Consider the following 17,830-nt stretch of genomic DNA (forward strand, 5'->3'; position numbering starts at 1 on the left):
CCCCTTACCAGTTCAGCGAGCGGTCGACGGCGTGCAGCACCCGGTCCAGGTCGGGGAGGTAGTGCTCCTCGAGCTTGGCCGGCGGGTACGGCGTGTCGAAACCGGCGACGCGCAGGACGGGCGACTCCAGGGAGTAGAAGCACTCCTGCTGCACGCGGGCCGCGATCTCGGAGGTCAGCGACGACTCGGACGGGGCCTCGCTCACGGCGATCAGCCGGCCGGTCTTGCGCACCGACTCGAACACCGGACCCAGGTCGAGCGGCGAGAGCGTGCGCAGGTCGATGACCTCGAGCGACTTGCCCTCGTCCTCGGCGGCCGCTGCGGCGTCGAGCGCCACCTTCACCGACGGACCATAGGCGACGACGGTCGCGGTGGTCCCCTCGCGCACCACGCGCGAGCCGAACACGCGGCCCGGCGAGGTGTCGGTGTCGACCTCCATCTTCAGCGCGCCCGAGTGGTAGAGCTTCTTGGGCTCGAAGAAGAGGATCGGGTCGTCGGAGCGGATGGCCTCCTGGATGCCCCAGTAGGCGTCGACCGCGTTGGAGATCGAGACGACCTTGAGGCCGGCGATGTGCGAGAACAGCGACTCGGGCGACTCCGAGTGGTGCTCCACCGCGCCGATCCCGCCGCCGAACGGCACGCGGATCACCACGGGCATCTTGATCTTGCCCTGCGTGCGGTAGTGCAGCTTTGCCAGCTGCGACGAGATCTGGTCGAACCCGGGGAAGATGAACCCCTCGAACTGGATCTCGCACACGGGCCGGAACCCGCGCACGGCCAGGCCCACGGCGGTGCCGATGATGCCCGACTCGGCCAGCGGCGTGTCGAGCACGCGCTGCTCGCCGAAGTCCTTCTGCAGGCCGTCGGTGATGCGGAAGACGCCGCCGAGCTTGCCGACGTCCTCGCCCATGATCAGGACCTTCGGGTCCTCTTCCATCGCGCGGCGCAGGCCGAGGTTGATGGCCTTGCCGATCGTGAGCTTCTGCAGGTCGGCCATCAGTGCTCACCCGCCGTGGCGAAACCGTCCAAGTAGGACAGGAACTCTTCCCGCTCCGCGTCGAGAACCGGCGACGGCTCGGCGTAGACGTTGGCGAAGATCCGCTCGGGCGGCGGCTCCGGCATGTTGAACGTGTAGTCGCGAAGCTGCGTCGCGAACTCGTCGGCTTCGGCCTGCACCTGGTCGAAGAAGCCGTGGTCCGCGCCGCCGCCACGCGCGAGGTAGGCCCGCACGCGCTCGATCGGGTCCTTGAGCTTCCACTCCTCCAGCTCGTCGGAGAGCCGGTAGCGGGTGGGGTCGTCGGTGGTGGTGTGGGCGTCCATCCGGTAGGTGAAGGCCTCGATCAGCACCGGGCCGTTGCCATGCCGGCACTCCTCCAGCGCCCACCGGGTGACGGCGAGGCAGGCGAGCACGTCGTTGCCGTCCACGCGGATGCCGGGGAAGCCGTAGCCGCGGGCGCGCTGGTACAGCGGCAGGCGCGACTGGCGCTCGGTCGGCTCGGAGATGGCCCACTGGTTGTTCTGGCAGAAGAAGACGAGCGGCGCGTCGTAGACGGCGGCCCACACGAAGCCTTCGTGCACGTCGCCCTGCGAAGTGGCGCCGTCGCCGAAGTAGCAGATGGTGGCTTCGTCGGTGTCAGAAGGATTGCCGTCCCCGTCTGTGTTTCCAACCCTGCCTTCGAACTTCTGCCCCATCGCGTAACCAGCCGCGTTGAGGACCTGGTTGCCGATGACGATCGTGTAGGGGTGGAAGCGGTGGGCGGCGAAGTCCCAGCCGCCCTGGTCCGTGCACCGGAAGATGCCGAGCAGCTCACGCAGGTCCACGCCGCGCGTGTACGCGACGCCGTGCTCGCGGTAGCTCGGGAACGCCATGTCGGTGGGCTTCAGCGCGCGGCCGGAGCCGATCTGCGCGGCCTCCTGGCCCAGCAGCGGGACCCAGATCCCCAGCTGCCCCTGGCGCTGCATCGCGTTGGCCTCGCGGTCGGCGCGGCGCACCAGCACCATGTCGCGGTACAGGTTCCGCAGCACCTCGTCGTCGACGTCGGTGACGTACTTGTCGAACTGCGGCGACGGGATTCGCTGACCTTCGGGGGTGAGCAGCTGAGTCAGCTCAGCGCCACCTTCGCTCGTTGCTCGCAGACCCGCGATCACCTGTTCGGGCGAGGGCTTGGCCGCTACGGCGGCGGGCCCGTCTCCAGGTTCCGGGTGCGTCCACTGTTCGGACGGCATGCGCTGTATCTCCTCGGTGTCGGTGCCGCGGTGGCCGCTTGTGGCGGCCACAGCGACTGCACCGGCGGGGACCTGCGCCCCGGATTCGGGGCGCCTGGCCACCGTCGGCGTTGACGGTTCTCGCCGCCATCCTGGCACGAAGCCCGCCGCGATGGTGAGCCGCGGATGCTGATTTGTTGCTGAGATCCGGGCGCCTGAACAGGCAAAACGTTGGGAGATCCGAGTATGGGACGGACGATGATCGGGAATCCGCACCGCTGCCCACCAGGCGTCACCGGGCGGGCACCGGTCGCGTCCGGGTGTCGACCTCACGACCTCGACCGCGGTCGTGAGGTCGGTCACCATGGCAGGATGGCCGGCGTGGAACAGAAATCCGTACGTGAAACCGTCGTCTCGACGTGGATCAACGAGGTCGTGCCGAGCCTGTCCGGTCTCGTCGCGATCCCGGCATTGTCCCCGGCGTTCGACGCGGACTGGGCCGCGAGCGGTCACCTCGCCGCGGCCGTCGAACACGTGAAGACGTTCATCGCCGGGCGTGACCTGCCGGGCGTGTCGATCGAGGTCGTGCAGCTCGAGGGGCGTTCCCCGCTGCTGTTCGTGGACGTGCCCGCCACCGCGGGCGCCACGGACAAGCCGACCGTGCTGATGTACGGCCACCTCGACAAGCAGCCCCCGGTCGGCGGCTGGTCCGAGGGCCTGGGCCCGTGGACGCCGGTGATCCGCGACGGCCGCCTCTACGGCCGTGGCTCCGTCGACGACGGCTACTCCGGGTACGCGGCCGTGTCCGCGCTGGAGGCCGTGCGCGCGGCCGGCGGCGAGCACGCACACACCGTGCTGCTCCTGGAGACGGGTGAGGAGTCGGGCAGCCCCGACCTGCCCGCATACGTCGAGCACCTTTCGGAGCGGCTCGGCGAGGTCGGCCTCGTCGTCTGCCTCGACGCCGGCGGCATGGACTACGAGCGGCTGTGGCTGACGACGAGCCTGCGCGGCATGCTGCACCTCACCGTCACCGTGCAGCTGCTGGCGACGGCGCAGCACTCCGGCCTGGCCAGCGGCGTGGTCGCTTCGTCGTTCCGCGTGCTGCGGCAGCTGCTGGAGCGCATCGAGAGCGGCGAGACGGGCGAGATCAAGCTCGCGGAGCTGAACGTCGAGGTGCCGGCGAGCCGCCTGGCCGAGATCGAGGCCGTGGCCGAGGTGGCGCCCGAGAAGCTGCGGACCGCGTTCCCGCTGGTCAGCGGCGGTCGGACGATGTCGGAAGACGCGCTGGAGCTGCTGCTGAACAACTACTGGCGGCCCACGTTGTCGATCATCGGCGCCGACGGCTTCCCGCTGCCCGCGAACGCCGGCAACGTGCTGCGCGAGAGCACCACGCTCACGCTGAGCTTTCGCCTGCCGCCCACGGCCGAGGCGGCGCCTGCTCTCGAAGCCGTGAAGCGCGCGCTGACCACGGACGTGCCGTACGGCGCTTCGGTGACCATCCACGACGACGCGCAGGCCGAGAACGGCTGGAACGCGCCCGAGGAAGCCCCGTGGCTCTCGGCGGCGCTGCGCCGCGTCAGCGACGAGGTGTTCGGCCGTCCCCACCGCGCCGCCGGCATGGGCGGGTCGATCCCGTTCATGGGCCTGCTCGGCGAGAAGTACCCGCAGGCGCAGTTCCTGGTCACGGGCGCGTGCGGCGCGGATTCCAACATCCACGTGCCGGACGAGTGGCTGAACCTGGACTACGCGCAGCAGGTCACGGAGGCCGTCGCGCACATCCTGGACGCGCACGCGCGCAGCTGAGGTCGCGGTGAAAAGTCCCGGCGCCGGTTGGCTGGTGCCGGGACTTTGCCAACCGCGGGTGCTCCACTGTAGACGTGCTGTGGTTTGGACCACACACTGTTCGCGTCTCAGCTGACACCGGGAGTCACGACTGCATAGGGTGAAACTGCGCCGTAACGTACAGGTGCTGTGCTAACCCGCTAACGAGTGGCAATATGCGTGCTCTCGACAGTTGAGAACTACGAGGAGTGACGAAGTGGCCCGAGGACACCAGATGAAGGCGCTCGCCCTTCTCCCGGCTTTCGCGCTGGTCGGCCTGACCATGGCCTGCGGCGCGGGCGGCAGTGGCGCGGGCGATGCGGGGAGCGGCAGCCCGTTGGCTGCGGCTCCTGGGGGCTCGTCGGACATCCCGGCCGTGGCCAAGGACGACAAACTCGCCGCGATGGTGCCGGCTTCGGTCACCAGCGACGGCAAGATCCTGGTCGGTCAGGACCAGAGCTACCCGCCCAACGAGTTCCAGGACGAGAGCGGCAAGGTCACCGGTTTCGACGTCGACCTCGGCACCGCGATCGGGCAGAAGCTGGGGCTCAAGATGGAGTTCCAGAACGCCGCCTTCGACGGCATCATCCCCGGCATCCAGGCCGGCAAGTACGAGCTCGCGATGTCGTCGTTCAGCATCAACCCCGAGCGGCTCCAGACGGTCGACATGGTCAGCTACTACAAGGCCGGCACGTCGCTTGCCGTCCTGAAGGGCAACCCGGACGGCCTGAACCTCGACGACCTGTGCGGCAAGAAGATGGGCGTGCAGAAGGGCACCACGCAGGTCGACGACCTGCAGACGCGCTCCGACGCCTGCACCAAGGCGGGCAAGCCGGCCATCGACGTCACGCAGCTGCAGGCCCAGACGGACGTCAACCTGGCGCTGACGGCCAAGCGCGTGCAGGGCGAGCTCGCCGACTCCCCGGTGATCGACTACGCCGTGAAGCAGACCGGTGGGCAGCTCGAGGTCCTCGGCGCGCCGTACGACACCGCGCCCTACGGCATCGTGCTCAAGAAGGACAGCGGCGACTACACGAAGGCAGTGCAGCAGGCCGTGCAGGCGCTGATCGACGACGGCACGTACAAGAAGATCCTCGACAAGTGGGGCCTGTCCGGCGCGGGCGCCGTGACCACGTCGGAGATCAACCCGGCTTCCTGAAGCCGTAGATAGGACGCAGTTCTCGTGCCCAGTAACTTCGACGCCCCTCCGACCGTGGAGGCGCCGGCCGACACCACACCCATCAAGGCCGTCCCAGTGCGCCACTACGGGCGCTGGGTGGCCGGGGTGATCATCCTTTTCCTGGCGTTCATCGTCATCCGCAGCGTCGTCACCAACGTCAACTTGGACTGGCCGACCGTCTGGGACTACATGTTCAACGACCGCGTGCTGCGCGGTCTGCAGAACACGTTGATCCTGACGGTGATCTCGATGCTCATCGGCATCGTCGGCGGTGTACTGCTCGCCGTGATGCGCCTGTCGCCGAACCCGCTCATGAAGGGTGCCGCGGGGATCTACGTCTGGTTGTTCCGCGGTACCCCGCTGATCACGCAGCTGGTGTTCTGGAACTTCCTGGCGTTCGCGTACCCGCGGCTGGGCCTCGGCATTCCGTTCGGTCCGGAGTTCGTTTCGTGGGACACCAACACGCTCATCAACCAGTTCACGGCTTCGCTGCTCGGCCTCGGGCTGAACGAAGCCGCGTACATGGCGGAGATCGTGCGCGGTGGCATCCAGTCGATCGACTCCGGCCAGCTCGAAGCATCGTCGGCCCTGGGGATGAAGCGCACGACCACGTTGCGGCGCATCATCCTTCCCCAGGCGATGCGTGTGATCATCCCGCCGACGGGCAACGAGACGATCTCGATGCTCAAGACCACGTCGCTGGTGGTCGTGATCGGGTACTTCGAGCTGATGGTCGCGGTGCAGACCATCTACGCGCAGAACTTCAAGACCATTCCGCTGCTGTTGGTGGCGGTGATCTGGTACCTGATCATGACGTCGATTCTCACTGTCGCCCAGTACTTCATCGAACGCCACTTCGCGCGAGGCTCTTCGCGTTCGATCGCCGAAAAGAACAAGTGGGGTTCCCGAATGCTCGGATTCCGGTTCGGCCAGGGCGGCGGCGGCCAGGGCGCAGGTGGTGTCGGATGACCCCCGTTGTTTCCGCGCAGAAGATCTGCAAGAGCTTCGGTTCACTGGATGTGCTGAAAGGCATCGATCTCGAAGTTCACGAACGCGAGGTTCTCTGCCTGATCGGCCCGTCCGGTTCCGGCAAATCCACCCTCCTCCGGTGCATCAACCACCTGGAGAAAATCGACGCCGGCCGGCTGTACGTCGACGGCGTACTGGTGGGCTACCGGCAGCGAGGAGACAAGCTCCACGAACTGCGGGAAAAAGAGGTCGCGTTCCAGCGCAAGGACATCGGCATGGTGTTCCAGCGCTTCAACCTCTTCCCTCACATGACCGCGCTCGAGAACGTCATGGAGGCCCCGGTCCAGGTCCGCCGCGAACCCCGCTCCGAGGTTCGCCGGCGCGCCCTGGAACTCCTCGATCGCGTCGGCCTGGCGGACAAAGCGGACTCTTACCCGGCCCAGCTGTCCGGCGGCCAGCAACAACGTGTCGCCATCGCCCGCGCGTTGGCCATGCAGCCCAAACTGATGCTTTTCGACGAGCCCACGTCCGCCCTGGACCCGGAACTCGTCGGCGACGTCCTGGGCGTCATGCGCCAACTCGCCAAAGACGGCATGACCATGGTCGTGGTGACCCACGAAATGCAGTTCGCCCGCGAAGTGGCCGACAAGGTCCTCTTCATGGACGGCGGCGTGGTCGTCGAGCAGGGCCCGCCGGCCCAGGTAATCGGCGACCCGCGACACCAGCGCACGAAGGAATTCCTGGCCCGGGTCCTGAGCCCGAACGCCTGATTCGCCGGTGTGGCCGCTTCCCCGCGGGGAGGCGGCCACACTGCTGTTCAGGGGCAGTGCGCGGGGACCTCAGCGTCCGCTGCGCAGCTCGTTCTCCAGCTGCTGCACCTTTTTCACGAGGTCCTGCGGCCCCGCGCCGGCCAGGCTGATCCACCCGGACTTGTCCACCCCGAACAGGATCCGCCCCTGCTCCGTGTCGATCCACCCCGGCGGGTTCTCATTCCGCAAGCGCTTTCCCGGGCTGTCCCTGATCGCGACGTACAGCCGCCCGAAATACGTCTTCGGCGCGCGCAGCCACTGCACCACCTGCTTGGCATCCCGAATACTCGGGCTCGTTTTGCTCGGGATCACGCCGCTCTTGATCGCATTGAAATCCGCGTCGGAGCAATTCAACGACGCGATCCGCGCCGGCGGCGCCTCGGGCAGCAGCAACGCGAACTCCCGCGCCAACGCCTCCGCCGAACAGGGCGCGATGTACAGCACTTGGTCGACCGTCACCACGGTCACCGCGTCCCGCCCACTCGCCGCGGCCCGCACGGTGCGCTCACCCTTGTCCGACTTCACCCACGAGTAGTACTCGACCCCCGGGCGCTGCAGCAGTTGCAGCACCTCGACGAAGTCGTCGTCCAGCCGGCCGCCGCGGGTCAGCCCCCGCTGGTTCAGCTCGGCGTCCGTGTCGGCCGCCAGCTGCTTCCGCTCGTCCGGCGAGTACCACAACGCCCCACGCACGAGCGTCGGGTGGATGTCGCCGAGGTTGAGCCGCTCCAGCAGCACTTCGTACGTCTGCAGGCTCAACTCCACCGGCTTGCGCAGCACTTTCCCACTCCCCCTTTGTCAGACTTCGGCAGCCGGCATCGACGGAATTGTTGCTCGCCATCGGAAAGCAGCCGTTCGATTGGCGCCATTTCGTCCGTCTGGCATCGCTGCCGTGCCTCCCCGCACGGGCCGCTCCAGCTGGGGTGCGGCCTACCCTCTGTTCAGGTCCCGCTTCGCTAGGTGACTTTAACAGGGTTCAACCACCCCGAAGGGCGCTTCCCCCAAGATCACCCGCCCCGGTAGGGGACCCGTGGCGCTTTCCTACGCCCCGATCACCGGCGGGGTGGGCTTGTCACCGTCGTACCCGCCGAAGATGGAATCCGGGTCCTCTTCGGACAGGAGGATCTTGCGCTGGTGCTCCTCGTCTTCGGGCCCCTTACCGCCCTTCGCACCGCCGGCACCCATGCCACCCATACCGGGCTGACCCTTGGCGCCCGCCGCCCCCATCCCCCCGGTCCGCGCGGCGCCCGCACCTTCGCCCAGCGCGCCGGCCCCGGTACCCGCCCCCGCGCCGACGCCGCGGCCCATGCCGGCCGCGCCGCCGCCCGCCGCACCGCCGGGCCCGAAGCCGCTGCCACCGCCGCCGGGGCCGAAACCGCCTCGGCTGCCGCCCGGTCCGAAGCCGCCACCGCCGCCGACTTCGCCACCGAAACCACCGATGGGCCCGAATCCGGGACCGAAGCCGCTGTTGTTGGCACCGCCGGGTCCGTTGATCCCTGTTCCTCCGGGGCCCTGCCATGACGGCGATCCAGGTCCACCCAGGGTCTGCGTCGGCCCCGCAAACGCGGCACTCGTGCTGTCATTCGCCGCCGGCGTGCTCACGCCGGCCGTCGAGTGCCCTGGCGGGGGCGGGGCGTGGTAGCCGGCCGCTCCAGGAGGCGCGGAGTAGGTAGACGGGCCCGGGGTGTAGCCGCCGGAGTGTCCGGACGAGTGGCTACCGCTACCCGAGCTGTGGGGGCCGCTGGACGTTACGGGAGTGACCTGATCAGGGGTGATTCCGCCGGCGGAGACGTTGGGGTCGTGCGCCGCCGGATAGTCCGGTGCGAGAGTCGTCCGGCGTGGCTGAGTGCTCTGGTAGTACGGTTCGTACAGCTCGACGTTGAACTTGGTATCGGCGTCGAACTGGGCGGCCGCCTTCTCGTCGTCACTCGCTCCGATCGAGAACCAGTCTTCAGGCGTGTTGTCGTTGGCCCTGTCCTTGGACACATTCTTCGCGTTGTCGCGGACGTGGCGAAACGCGTCAGATTGTTCTTGCATGGAACGGCTTGCCCGGTCCAGGTTTTCGCTGGCGATTTGAGAACCTTGGATCAAGGGCGTGAGGCCCGCAGTGCCTGTGTCGGCCGCTTTGCCGTGCCAGAACTCGTTGAGCGCACTCTGCCCCGAAGTCAACGTGCGCACGATGTTTTCGTGGATTGTCTTGAGCGAGCCGGACGCGTCTCGGGCGTTGTCCAGAGGCTCTGTTTGCCCAGGATTGTGGATGTAGGTGTAAATCTCCCAGCCGCTGTAGGTCATGATCAATCAGCCTTTGAGGTGTGTGATCGCGGCGGATGCCAGCGCTGTAGCCATGGAGCACGGGTCTTGGAGGGCCGGATTGCCGTCTCGAAGCTGGGTGATCACCGTGTACGTGACGTCGTCGCGAATCCCGACTGCGAGGTTGCATGCGCCTAGGCCTTCGCCACCGTTGTCATATACCACCGCCGGGTAGCCCTGGATGGACGGCTGCGGCTTGAAGGTCGTCAGCGCGCCACGAGCGTGCTGGATGTACAGACCGTTCAATCCGTCCTTGTTCGCAGTGACCAGTCCGCCGCTGACGTTGCCGGTGCCATCGAAGGTCCAGGCGCAGTCTTTGCCCAAGTCCGAGTCGTCGACGGCGGTCTTCTTCACCTTGCCACCGGCGCTTTCGACAACGGCGACCGGCACTGCCGAGCACGGGTCCGCCTCAATAGAGGACGTGTCAGTGATCGGCTCAGTGATTTTGGGCGCCAGGCTCTGCGGTGCTGTCGAGTTGGCCGACGGTGAAGGAGAGGGCGTACCGGAGGTTGATCCGCCGCTGCATGCCGCTGAGGTCAGTGCTGCGGCGATCAACACGACTGCCGAACTGCGGGCTCGCATCTACAGGGCCTTTCCGAAATTACGTAGCTGTTCTTTGGTTTGCTCGTCGTTATTCTGATAGGCGGTGCGAATATCCTTCAGTGTTTTGACGTACGCGCTGACGAAATCCGTTGCGCCCTTCAGGAATTGGTTATAGGCAGCGCCGGAAGCACTGGCGGTTTGGACGTACCCCTGACTTCCGACTTCGGATCCGGGTGAGGGGATCTGCATCAGCTTTGCCGCGTGCCGACGTGCCTCGGCGTAGTCACCATCAAGGCTGTCTTCGAGCTGGGTGATCACCTTGTCCATCGCCTCGGGATCGAACTCCCAGCTGCCGTTGCCGGACGCGGCGGCGAAGTCGGCCTTGGCCTGTCCGGCGCCGAGCGCCTTGTAGTCCGGCGGCTGGGCAGGTGGCGGTGCCGCGTTCGAGCCTGGCAGCAACCCCGAGTTGGCGGGTGGTGCCTGTCCCGGTGTCAGGCTCTCGTTGTAAACGCCCTGCAGCCCGCCCTGTTGTCCGTCTGGCATGTCGTGCCTCCCCGCACGGGCCGCGTTATGGTGCGGCCTACCCTCTGTTCAGCTTCAGCTCCAGCAAGTGACCTTAACAGGGACGACGCACCCGCAGAATCGGTTCCCACAAGATCACCCGGCGAGGCTTCGAAGCTCGTCCGGCGTTGAAAAAGCGTGTGAGCGCAGGCCACGAGCAATACAGTCGGTGATCATCGGTAAGCAACCGGTAAACACCCTGACCACAGCCGTCCGGGCTACTCCGTTAGGCCGCTTGCGCCCCTGCGCGGGTTCCGATTCGCTGGGACCCGACACCGCGGCGACGAAGGGGGCACGTGCCGACCGACACGACGTTGCCGCCGCTGGATCCGTTTGCCGGGGTGCCCGACAAGAGGTACGAGGTGAAGGCCGCGGACCTGCTGAAACCCGGCACGGGCGGGATTCTCAGGTGGCGCAGGCAGGCGACCAACGCGCCGATCGTGCAGGTCGAGGACGCGTACATCACCGGGACGTTCGACCTGCGGGCCGCCGAGTCGGGGTACCTGTTCCGCTTCGAGCGGTGCCGGTTCGAGTTTCCGCCCGATGTGCGCGAGGCGAACGTGCTCGGGCTGGTCTTCCGGAAGTGCTGGTTGCCGGGGTTGAAGGCGCGCAACCTCAGGAGCCGCAACGATGTCCGGCTGATCCGGAGTGTCGTGGAGGTCGGGCCGGAGGACAGCGAGGTGCCCGAGACGACGATCATGCGCGGCGACGATCGCGAGCGCGGCATGCCGAACGCCGCCGTGAACCTCACCGACGCCGTGATCGAGGGTTCGGTCGTGCTCACGCGCACGACCATCAAGCACCCCCACGGCAAGGCGATCCAGGCCGACCGGCTCGTGATCACGGGCGCGCTGCTCGCGTACCGCATGGTGGCGCGCGGCGAGGTGCGCGTGCCGGGTATGCGCACGGGCGGCAATGTGAACTTCTCCGGCGCCACGTTCGACAACCCCGAGGGCTTCGCGTTCAACGGCAACGGCATCCACATCGGCGGCAGCCTGCTGTGTGAAGTGGACAATTACGGTCCGGCGGCCGAGCGGAAACGGTTCTCCGCCAGGGGGATCATGTACTTCCCGAGCGCCACTGTGGACAGTGACATCGTGCTGCGGGAAGCGAAACTCACCGTGGACCAAAGCGGGCCGGTGGCCGTGGACGCGTGGAAGTCGAACGACCCGTACCTCGACCCGCGGCCCGCGCTCGTCGCCGACCGGCTGAAGGTCGACGGCAACCTGGAGCTGTCCGACGGGCTGCAGGCGGTCGGCACGCTGCGCATGGTCAACGCGCGCATCGGCGGCTCGCTCAGGCTGGCCGGCGCGGAGATCAAGATGGCGCGCGGCCGCGCGACGCCGTACTACGACCGCGCGCTGCACCTCGACGGGTCGTCGATCGGCGGGGACGTCGAGGCCACCAGCCTGCGTGTGCCCGTGGGCCAGCTGCGCATGGCCGACGTGCAGATCGGCGGCAACTTCCTCGCGTGGAACTCGATGTTCCTGCATCCCGGCCGCGACGTGTTCTCCGCGCGCCGCGCCAAGATCGCGGGAAACTTCCAGCTCACCGACGCGACGTTGCAGGGCACGGTGCGCCTGCAGGGCGTCGAGGTGGGCGGCAGCGTGAACCTCTACGGCAGCAAGCTCACCGAACCAGGGCAGCGGACGTCGTCGAGCTTTTCGCTGGACGTGCGGACCGCGCGCATCGGCCGTGACCTCGTGCTGACGGAGAACAAGGACCGCGCGTTCGTCGCGGAGGGCGGCGTCAACCTCGACGGCGCCCAGATCGCACGCCGCCTCGAGCTCGGCGGCGCGCAGCTCGGATCCCTTCCGTCGCACGGGATCGCGCTCGACGCGAGCGACGTGACGGCCGACGAGTTCCTCTTCGGCTTCCGCTCGCCGCCCGCGGGACGGGTCGTGCTGCGCCGCGCGCACTGCGGGACCCTCGGTGACACGGAGGAGTTCTGGGCCGCCGCGGACGGCATCGAGCTCGACGACTTCCGGTACGACGCCCTGAAACGCGGCATCCCCCTCGACGACGACCGCGCCCTCGATCACCGCATCGCACTGCTGAGCAAGGCGATGCGCGGCTACAGGCCTGGCCCCTACGACCAGCTCGCCGCGACCCTGCGCGCGGCCGGCAACGAAGAACACGCCTCGACGGTCGGCCTGCGCAAACAGCAGTTCCGCTACGACGCGCTGGCGAAGGGGTTCAAGATCTTCGGCCCCGGCGTGCGGCTGTGGAGCTTCCTGCAACGCTCGATGGTCGGCTACGGCTACCGGCCCGTCCGCGCGCTCGGCTGGCTGCTGACGCTGCTGGTGCTCGGCAGCCTGTGGTTCGGCCTCGGCAGCGACGACTGCGTCCAGAACCCCGGCCGCTACGCCGTGAGCGGGCCGCGCTGCCTGGTCAACCAGCAGGACACCGGGCTGCAGTGGAACCCGGTGATCTACACGGCCGACCTGCTGGTGCCGATCGTCGACTTCGGCAACAAGTCGCGCTGGTACATGCACGGCGCGGACAACTGGGTGGCCGCCGGCTTCACCGTCTCCGGCTGGCTCCTCGCGACGACCGTCGCGGCCGGCTTCGGCCGCATGGTGCGCCGCGACAGCTGAAGACAGACCTCATTCGGACAACCCCGACCAGAACGCGACCTCACGCGCGTCGGCCGGCTCCTCGGCCAACGGTTCGCCACCGAACTCGTGCCGCAGGTAGCCGCGCAGGTCCCAGCCGCGAACCGCCACGTCAGCGTGGTAAACGGACAGCACCGGATACCCCGACGCGGCCGCGATACCCGGCAGATAAGCGTGCCCGCACACCGGCACCAGCTGTGGCACGGCGGCGAGACATCGCTGGGCGCACGCCAGCGCGTTCGACAGAACGCGAGGCCGCACGCCCCAAGAAGCTTGCCAAAAACCGGTGTGCTCGACCGCGTAGAGCAGCCCGTCGACGGGCCAGTCGAGGCGTTTGCGCAGGTGGTCGGGGTTGCCGTGCAGCCAATCGGGCCACCTGTCGCCCACCGGCACCCCCGCGGTGAGGAACACGCGGTGGTCCAGGGAGAACCGGAAGCCGAACTGGGCTTCGACGTCGGTGAGCTCGGCTTCCGACAAGCCCGGGCGCAGGGGCTCCCCGAGGCTTTCCTGCAGCAAGCGGGCCTCCTCCACGGTGAGGACTTGCTGGACGTGTGACATACGAAGAAGCGTACGTACCGCCCATGCGGCCTCGCGCGTCCTTTTCCGTCGCCTTGACGGCCGGACAACAACCCTCCCTCGGCGGGGTGAGGTTCTTCTCTCAGACCGTGGTTGACGGAACACACCGCTGTCACGTGTAGTTCACTCGTCGCGTGAGTTCCGCACAGGCGCGAGTACGCGCACCCGAACTGACCGGCGACGTCTGGCTCAACACCGGCGGCAGGCGACTCTCCCTCGCGGAGTTGCGCGGGCGGATCGTGCTGCTCGACTTCTGGACCAGTGGCTGCGTCAACTGCCTGCACGTGCTCGACGAGCTGCGCCCGCTCGAGGAAGAGTTCGGCGACGTCCTGGTCACCGTCGGGGTGCACTCGCCGAAGTTCCTGCACGAGGGCGAGCGCGCGTCGATCGAGGCGGCCGTGCGCCGCTACGAGGTGCACCACCCCGTGGTGAACGACCCGAAGATGGAGCTGTGGTCGCAGTACGCCGTGCGCGCGTGGCCGACGCTCGTGATCGTCGACCCCGAGGGTTACGTCGTGCACGTCGCCGCCGGTGAGGGGCACGGCGAAGCGCTGAGACGCGTTGTCGCGGACCTCGTGACCAAGCACGCCGCGAAGGGCACCCTGCGCCGCGGCGGCAACCCGTACGTGCCGGTCGAAGAGCAGCAGACGGAGCTGCGCTTCCCGAGCAAGGCCGTCGCCACGGCGGAGGGCCGCGTCCTCGTCGCCGACACCGGGCACCACTCCGTGGTCGAGTTCGCGTCCGACGGCGAGACCGTGATCCGCCGCTTCGGCAGCGGCGAGCGTGGCGCGCAGGACGGGCCGTTCGACCTCGCCAGCTTCACCGAGCCCTCGGGCATCGCGCTGCTGCCCAACGACGTCGCCCAGCGCGCCGGCTACCACGCCGTCGTCGCCGACACCGCGGGTCACCGGCTGCGCGGCCTCGACCTCAACACCGGTGAGGTCACCACCGTCGCCGGCACCGGCAACCAGTGGCGCAACGGCACGGACACCGGCAAGGCCCTCGACACCGACCTCACGAGCCCGTGGGACGTCGCGTGGTGGGCGCCCGCCGGCGGCGTCGTGGTCGCCATGGCCGGCAACCACACGCTCAGCGTCTTCGACCCGATCTCCGGCGTCATCCGCCGCTTCGCGGGCACCACGGTCGAAGGCCTGCGAGACGGCGAAGTGAGCGAAGCGTTCTTCGCGCAGACCTCCGGCCTCGCGCCCGACGGCGACAAGCTGTGGCTCGCCGACGCGGAAACCTCGGCGCTGCGCTGGATCGAGCCCGAGGGTGAGACGTTCACCGTGCACACCGCCGTCGGCACCGACCTGTTCTCCTTCGGCCACGCCGACGGCCCGGCCGACGAAGCGCTGCTGCAGCACCCGCTGGGCCTGGCCGTGCTGCCCGGCGACCGCATCGCGATCGCCGACACCTACAACGGTGCCGTGCGCCGCTACGACCCGTTCACGCGCGAGGTCACCACGCTCGCCACCGGGCTCGCCGAGCCGCAGGGCCTGCTGCTGCACGACGGTGAGCTGTTCGTCGTCGAGTCGGCCGGCAACCGCCTCGCGCCGGTCGGAGCCCAGGTCACGACCGTGGCCGGCGAGAAGAACGCCGTCCGGCGGCCGCCGACCGTGCTCGCGACCGGCGACGTCGAGTTCGCCGTGGTCTTCACGCCGCCGCCGGGTGAGAAGCTCGACGACCGCTACGGGCCGTCCACGCGGCTGGAGGTCAGCGCGTCGCCGCCGGAGCTGCTCGCCGACGGCGCCGGCATCGGCACCGACCTCACCCGGCGCATCCGGTTCGCCGACGGCGTAACGGAAGGCGTGCTGCAGGTCGTCGCCCAGGCGGCCAGCTGTGACGAGGGCGGTGAGCACCCCGCGTGCCGCATCACGCGGCAGGACTGGGGTGTGCCGGTGCGCTTCGAGAGCGGTGGTGAGCGCACGCTCAGCCTGGTCATGGCGGGTGAACCGAAGGCGGCGTCACCCGGTCAGTAGCATTGCGGACGTGCCCGACAAGCCCAAGCTCCAGATCCAGATGCTGCAGGACCGCGTGCTCGTGCGCCTGTCGCCGGAGGAGGGCGAGCGCCGCAGCAGCGGCGGAATCGTGATCCCCGCGACCGCGCAGGTGGCCCGCAGACTCGCCTGGGGTGATGTACTGGGCGTCGGCAACAGCGTGCGCAACGTCAAGCAGGGCGATCGCGTGCTCTTCAACCCGGAGGACCAGCTCGAGGTCGAGATCCAGGGTGAGGGCCACTTCGTGCTGCGCGAACGGGACATCCACGCCGTCGCCACCGAGCGGACCGAACACGGCACGGGGCTCTACCTGTAGCTCCCGGCCACGGGAGGGCAGGCGTGCGCGAAGACGAGACCTCGCAGGACCTCTTCATCGACGACCTGCTGCCGGAGCGCGAAGACGACGACCTCGCCACCGAGATCTTCGCCGTCGTCGACGGGCCGCCCCTGCCGGAGACGCCGCAGCGGCGCCTGCGCAAAAGCGTCGCGCGCATGTTCATGATCGTCGGCTGCGCGCTGGGTCTGTTCGTGCTGCTGTACGCGATCGACCTCGTCACCAGCGCCGGCGACGTGCCGCGCGGGGTGCTCGTGGCGGGCGTCGACGTCGGCGGCCTCTCCCACGCCGAGGCCGAAGCGAAGCTGCGCACGGACCTGCAGCCGCGGCTCACGCAGCCGGTGACCCTGCACGCGGGCGACGTCACGACGTCGATGGTGCCCTCGGAGTCCGGCCTCGGCCTCGACTGGCCGGGCACGCTCGCGCAGGCCGGGCACCAGCCGCTGAGTCCGATCACGCGGCTCCTGTCGTTCTTCACCACGCGCGACGTCGGCGTGGTCACGCGTTCGGACCAGGAGCAGGTGGCGCAGGCGCTGGGCACCCTCGCGACGGACAAGCTCAACCACCCGCTGGTCGAGGGCAGCATCGGCTTCCAGCCGGGCGACGACGGCGCCGTCACGGCGTACCCCGTGGAGCCACGCCAGGGCCAGGAGCTCACCGACGTGCGCGCGGCCGCGCAGACCGTGGCGAACGACTGGCTCGCGCCCGGCGGTGTCACGCTCCAGATGGCCGTGACGCCGGCGAAAACCACGTCGAAAGGCGTCCACGCGCTGCTCGACCAGGTCGTGGCCCCCGCCGTCGCCGCGCCGGTGGTGCTGCACGGGCAGGGCAAGGACGTCGCGCTGAAGCCGGCGGCCATCGCGGCGTCGTTCCAGTTCGCACCGCGCGACGGCGGTTCGCTAGAGCTGCGCATCGACCAGGGCAAGCTGCAGCAGGCCGTGGCATCCGACCTCGCGTCGACCGAAACCGACGGGCGCAACGCGGAGATCGTGTTCACCTCGGGCGCACCGACCGTCAACCCGTCCGAAGACGCGCGGAAGATCAACTGGGCCAACACTTTCAAGCCGCTCACCGCCGTGCTCGCCAAGCCGGCCGGCCGTGACCTGCCGGTGGCCTACGACGCCACGAAGCCGAGCCTGTCCACCGACGCCGCCAACGCGCTGGGCATCAAGGAGGTGATCGGCGAGTTCACCACGAGCGGCTTCTCCGGCCCCGCGGCCACGAACATCAGCACGCTCGCCGCCCGCGTCTCCGGCGCCATCGTGAAACCCGGCGACACGTTCAGCCTCGGCGCCCGCTCGGGAGCGCGGACCGCGGCCGGCGGCTACGTCAGCGCGCCCGTGAACGAGGACGGCACCGGTCCTTCCGTGGTGGGCGGCGGGGTTTCGCAGCTCGCGTCCACTTTGTACAACGCGGCTTACCTGGCCGGCCTCGGCGACGGCGGCCACCTCGCCCACGACCACTACCTCGACCGCTACCCCGCGGGCCGCGACGCGAAAGCCATCGACGACGCGGGAAACCCGGTGGAGCTGAAGATCACCGACAACGACGACACGGGCTTCGCGATCCAGGCCAGCGTCAGCGGGGATTCCGTCACCGTGCGGATCTGGGGCACGAAGCACTACCTCGTCGAGGGCCGCACCGGCGGGACGTCGAACGAGGTCTCGCCGACCGTCCAGTTCGGACCCGGGCCCGACGGCGCGTGTCACTCCTCGATGGGCGCGCCGGGCTTCACCGTGTCCGACACCCGCGTGTTCCACGACGTGGCCACGGGCAACGAAGTCCGCGAGGAGACGCGCAACACCACGTACTCGCCGCAGCCGATCGTGATCTGCTGACCAACTGCGTCGGCAGTCCACAAAGAACGGCCCGGCGCCGCCTGAGCGGGGCCGGGCCGTCCATAGTGGATCAAG

General features: G+C 68.6%; 15 protein-coding genes. 8 read left to right on the forward strand and 7 right to left on the reverse strand.

Features of this window, described 5'->3' with window-relative positions:
• Positions 1 to 4: 4 nt before the first annotated feature.
• Together AB0K15_RS23835 and pdhA are read right to left on the reverse strand one after the other, a co-directional pair.
• Entirely contained in the window at positions 5 to 997 is a 993-nt protein-coding gene (locus tag AB0K15_RS23835) for an alpha-ketoacid dehydrogenase subunit beta (protein ID WP_364054275.1), read from the reverse strand.
• A complete protein-coding gene (gene pdhA / locus AB0K15_RS23840; RefSeq protein WP_364054278.1) occupies positions 997 to 2,226 on the reverse strand; it encodes a pyruvate dehydrogenase (acetyl-transferring) E1 component subunit alpha in 1,230 nt (409 codons plus the stop codon). Before pdhA ends, AB0K15_RS23835 begins: the two co-directional genes overlap by 1 nt.
• Before the next feature lie 351 nt (positions 2,227 to 2,577).
• On the opposite strand from pdhA, the gene AB0K15_RS23845 reads away from it, so the two are divergent.
• The 4 genes from AB0K15_RS23845 (at position 2,578) to AB0K15_RS23860 (ending at position 6,945) form a co-directional block, all read left to right on the forward strand.
• A complete protein-coding gene (locus AB0K15_RS23845; protein ID WP_364054281.1) occupies positions 2,578 to 4,008 on the forward strand; it encodes a M20/M25/M40 family metallo-hydrolase in 1,431 nt (476 codons plus the stop codon).
• A 235-nt stretch (positions 4,009 to 4,243) separates the two neighbouring features.
• Positions 4,244 to 5,185, forward strand: a complete 942-nt coding sequence (locus tag AB0K15_RS23850) for an ABC transporter substrate-binding protein (protein ID WP_364054284.1) — start codon at positions 4,244 to 4,246, stop codon at positions 5,183 to 5,185.
• 24 nt (positions 5,186 to 5,209) lie between these two features.
• On the forward strand, positions 5,210 to 6,175 hold the full coding sequence (locus AB0K15_RS23855; protein ID WP_364054287.1) for an amino acid ABC transporter permease: 966 nt from the start codon (positions 5,210 to 5,212) through the stop codon (positions 6,173 to 6,175).
• Entirely contained in the window at positions 6,172 to 6,945 is a 774-nt protein-coding gene (locus AB0K15_RS23860; protein ID WP_364054290.1) for an amino acid ABC transporter ATP-binding protein, read from the forward strand. Before AB0K15_RS23855 ends, AB0K15_RS23860 begins: the two co-directional genes overlap by 4 nt.
• Positions 6,946 to 7,014: 69 nt before the next feature.
• Here AB0K15_RS23860 and AB0K15_RS23865 read toward each other — a convergent pair whose 3' ends face one another.
• The 4 genes from AB0K15_RS23865 to AB0K15_RS23880 form a co-directional block, all read right to left on the reverse strand.
• Entirely contained in the window at positions 7,015 to 7,761 is a 747-nt protein-coding gene (locus AB0K15_RS23865) for an ESX secretion-associated protein EspG (protein ID WP_364054293.1), read from the reverse strand.
• A gap of 261 nt (positions 7,762 to 8,022) precedes the next feature.
• The gene (locus AB0K15_RS23870; protein ID WP_364054296.1) at positions 8,023 to 9,273 is read right to left on the reverse strand and encodes a hypothetical protein; all 1,251 of its coding nucleotides are present in this window, start codon (positions 9,271 to 9,273) and stop codon (positions 8,023 to 8,025) included.
• Between the two features lie 6 nt (positions 9,274 to 9,279).
• Positions 9,280 to 9,849, reverse strand: a complete 570-nt coding sequence (locus tag AB0K15_RS23875) for a DUF3558 domain-containing protein (protein WP_364054299.1) — start codon at positions 9,847 to 9,849, stop codon at positions 9,280 to 9,282.
• A gap of 24 nt (positions 9,850 to 9,873) precedes the next feature.
• Entirely contained in the window at positions 9,874 to 10,377 is a 504-nt protein-coding gene (locus AB0K15_RS23880; protein ID WP_364054302.1) for a hypothetical protein, read from the reverse strand.
• Positions 10,378 to 10,691: 314 nt separating this feature from the next.
• On the opposite strand from AB0K15_RS23880, the gene AB0K15_RS23885 reads away from it, so the two are divergent.
• Positions 10,692 to 12,992, forward strand: a complete 2,301-nt coding sequence (locus AB0K15_RS23885; protein WP_364054305.1) for an oxidoreductase — start codon at positions 10,692 to 10,694, stop codon at positions 12,990 to 12,992.
• Between the two features lie 9 nt (positions 12,993 to 13,001).
• Here AB0K15_RS23885 and AB0K15_RS23890 read toward each other — a convergent pair whose 3' ends face one another.
• A complete protein-coding gene (locus AB0K15_RS23890; RefSeq protein ID WP_364054308.1) occupies positions 13,002 to 13,568 on the reverse strand; it encodes a hypothetical protein in 567 nt (188 codons plus the stop codon).
• A 152-nt stretch (positions 13,569 to 13,720) separates the two neighbouring features.
• On the opposite strand from AB0K15_RS23890, the gene AB0K15_RS23895 reads away from it, so the two are divergent.
• From AB0K15_RS23895 to AB0K15_RS23905, 3 genes are read left to right on the forward strand one after another with little or no spacing between them, the layout of a single operon-like run.
• Positions 13,721 to 15,565: an NHL domain-containing thioredoxin family protein gene (locus AB0K15_RS23895; RefSeq protein WP_364054311.1), complete on the forward strand. Its 1,845-nt coding sequence runs from the start codon at positions 13,721 to 13,723 to the stop codon at positions 15,563 to 15,565.
• A 40-nt stretch (positions 15,566 to 15,605) separates the two neighbouring features.
• Entirely contained in the window at positions 15,606 to 15,899 is a 294-nt protein-coding gene (locus AB0K15_RS23900) for a co-chaperone GroES (RefSeq protein WP_360598303.1), read from the forward strand.
• A 23-nt stretch (positions 15,900 to 15,922) separates the two neighbouring features.
• Positions 15,923 to 17,755 carry a VanW family protein gene (locus AB0K15_RS23905; RefSeq protein ID WP_364054314.1) on the forward strand — a complete coding sequence of 611 codons (1,833 nt, stop codon included), beginning with the start codon at positions 15,923 to 15,925 and terminating at the stop codon, positions 17,753 to 17,755.
• Positions 17,756 to 17,830 lie beyond the last annotated feature (75 nt).

The organism is Amycolatopsis sp. NPDC049253 (assembly GCF_040678995.1).
Lineage (GTDB): Bacteria > Actinomycetota > Actinomycetes > Mycobacteriales > Pseudonocardiaceae > Amycolatopsis.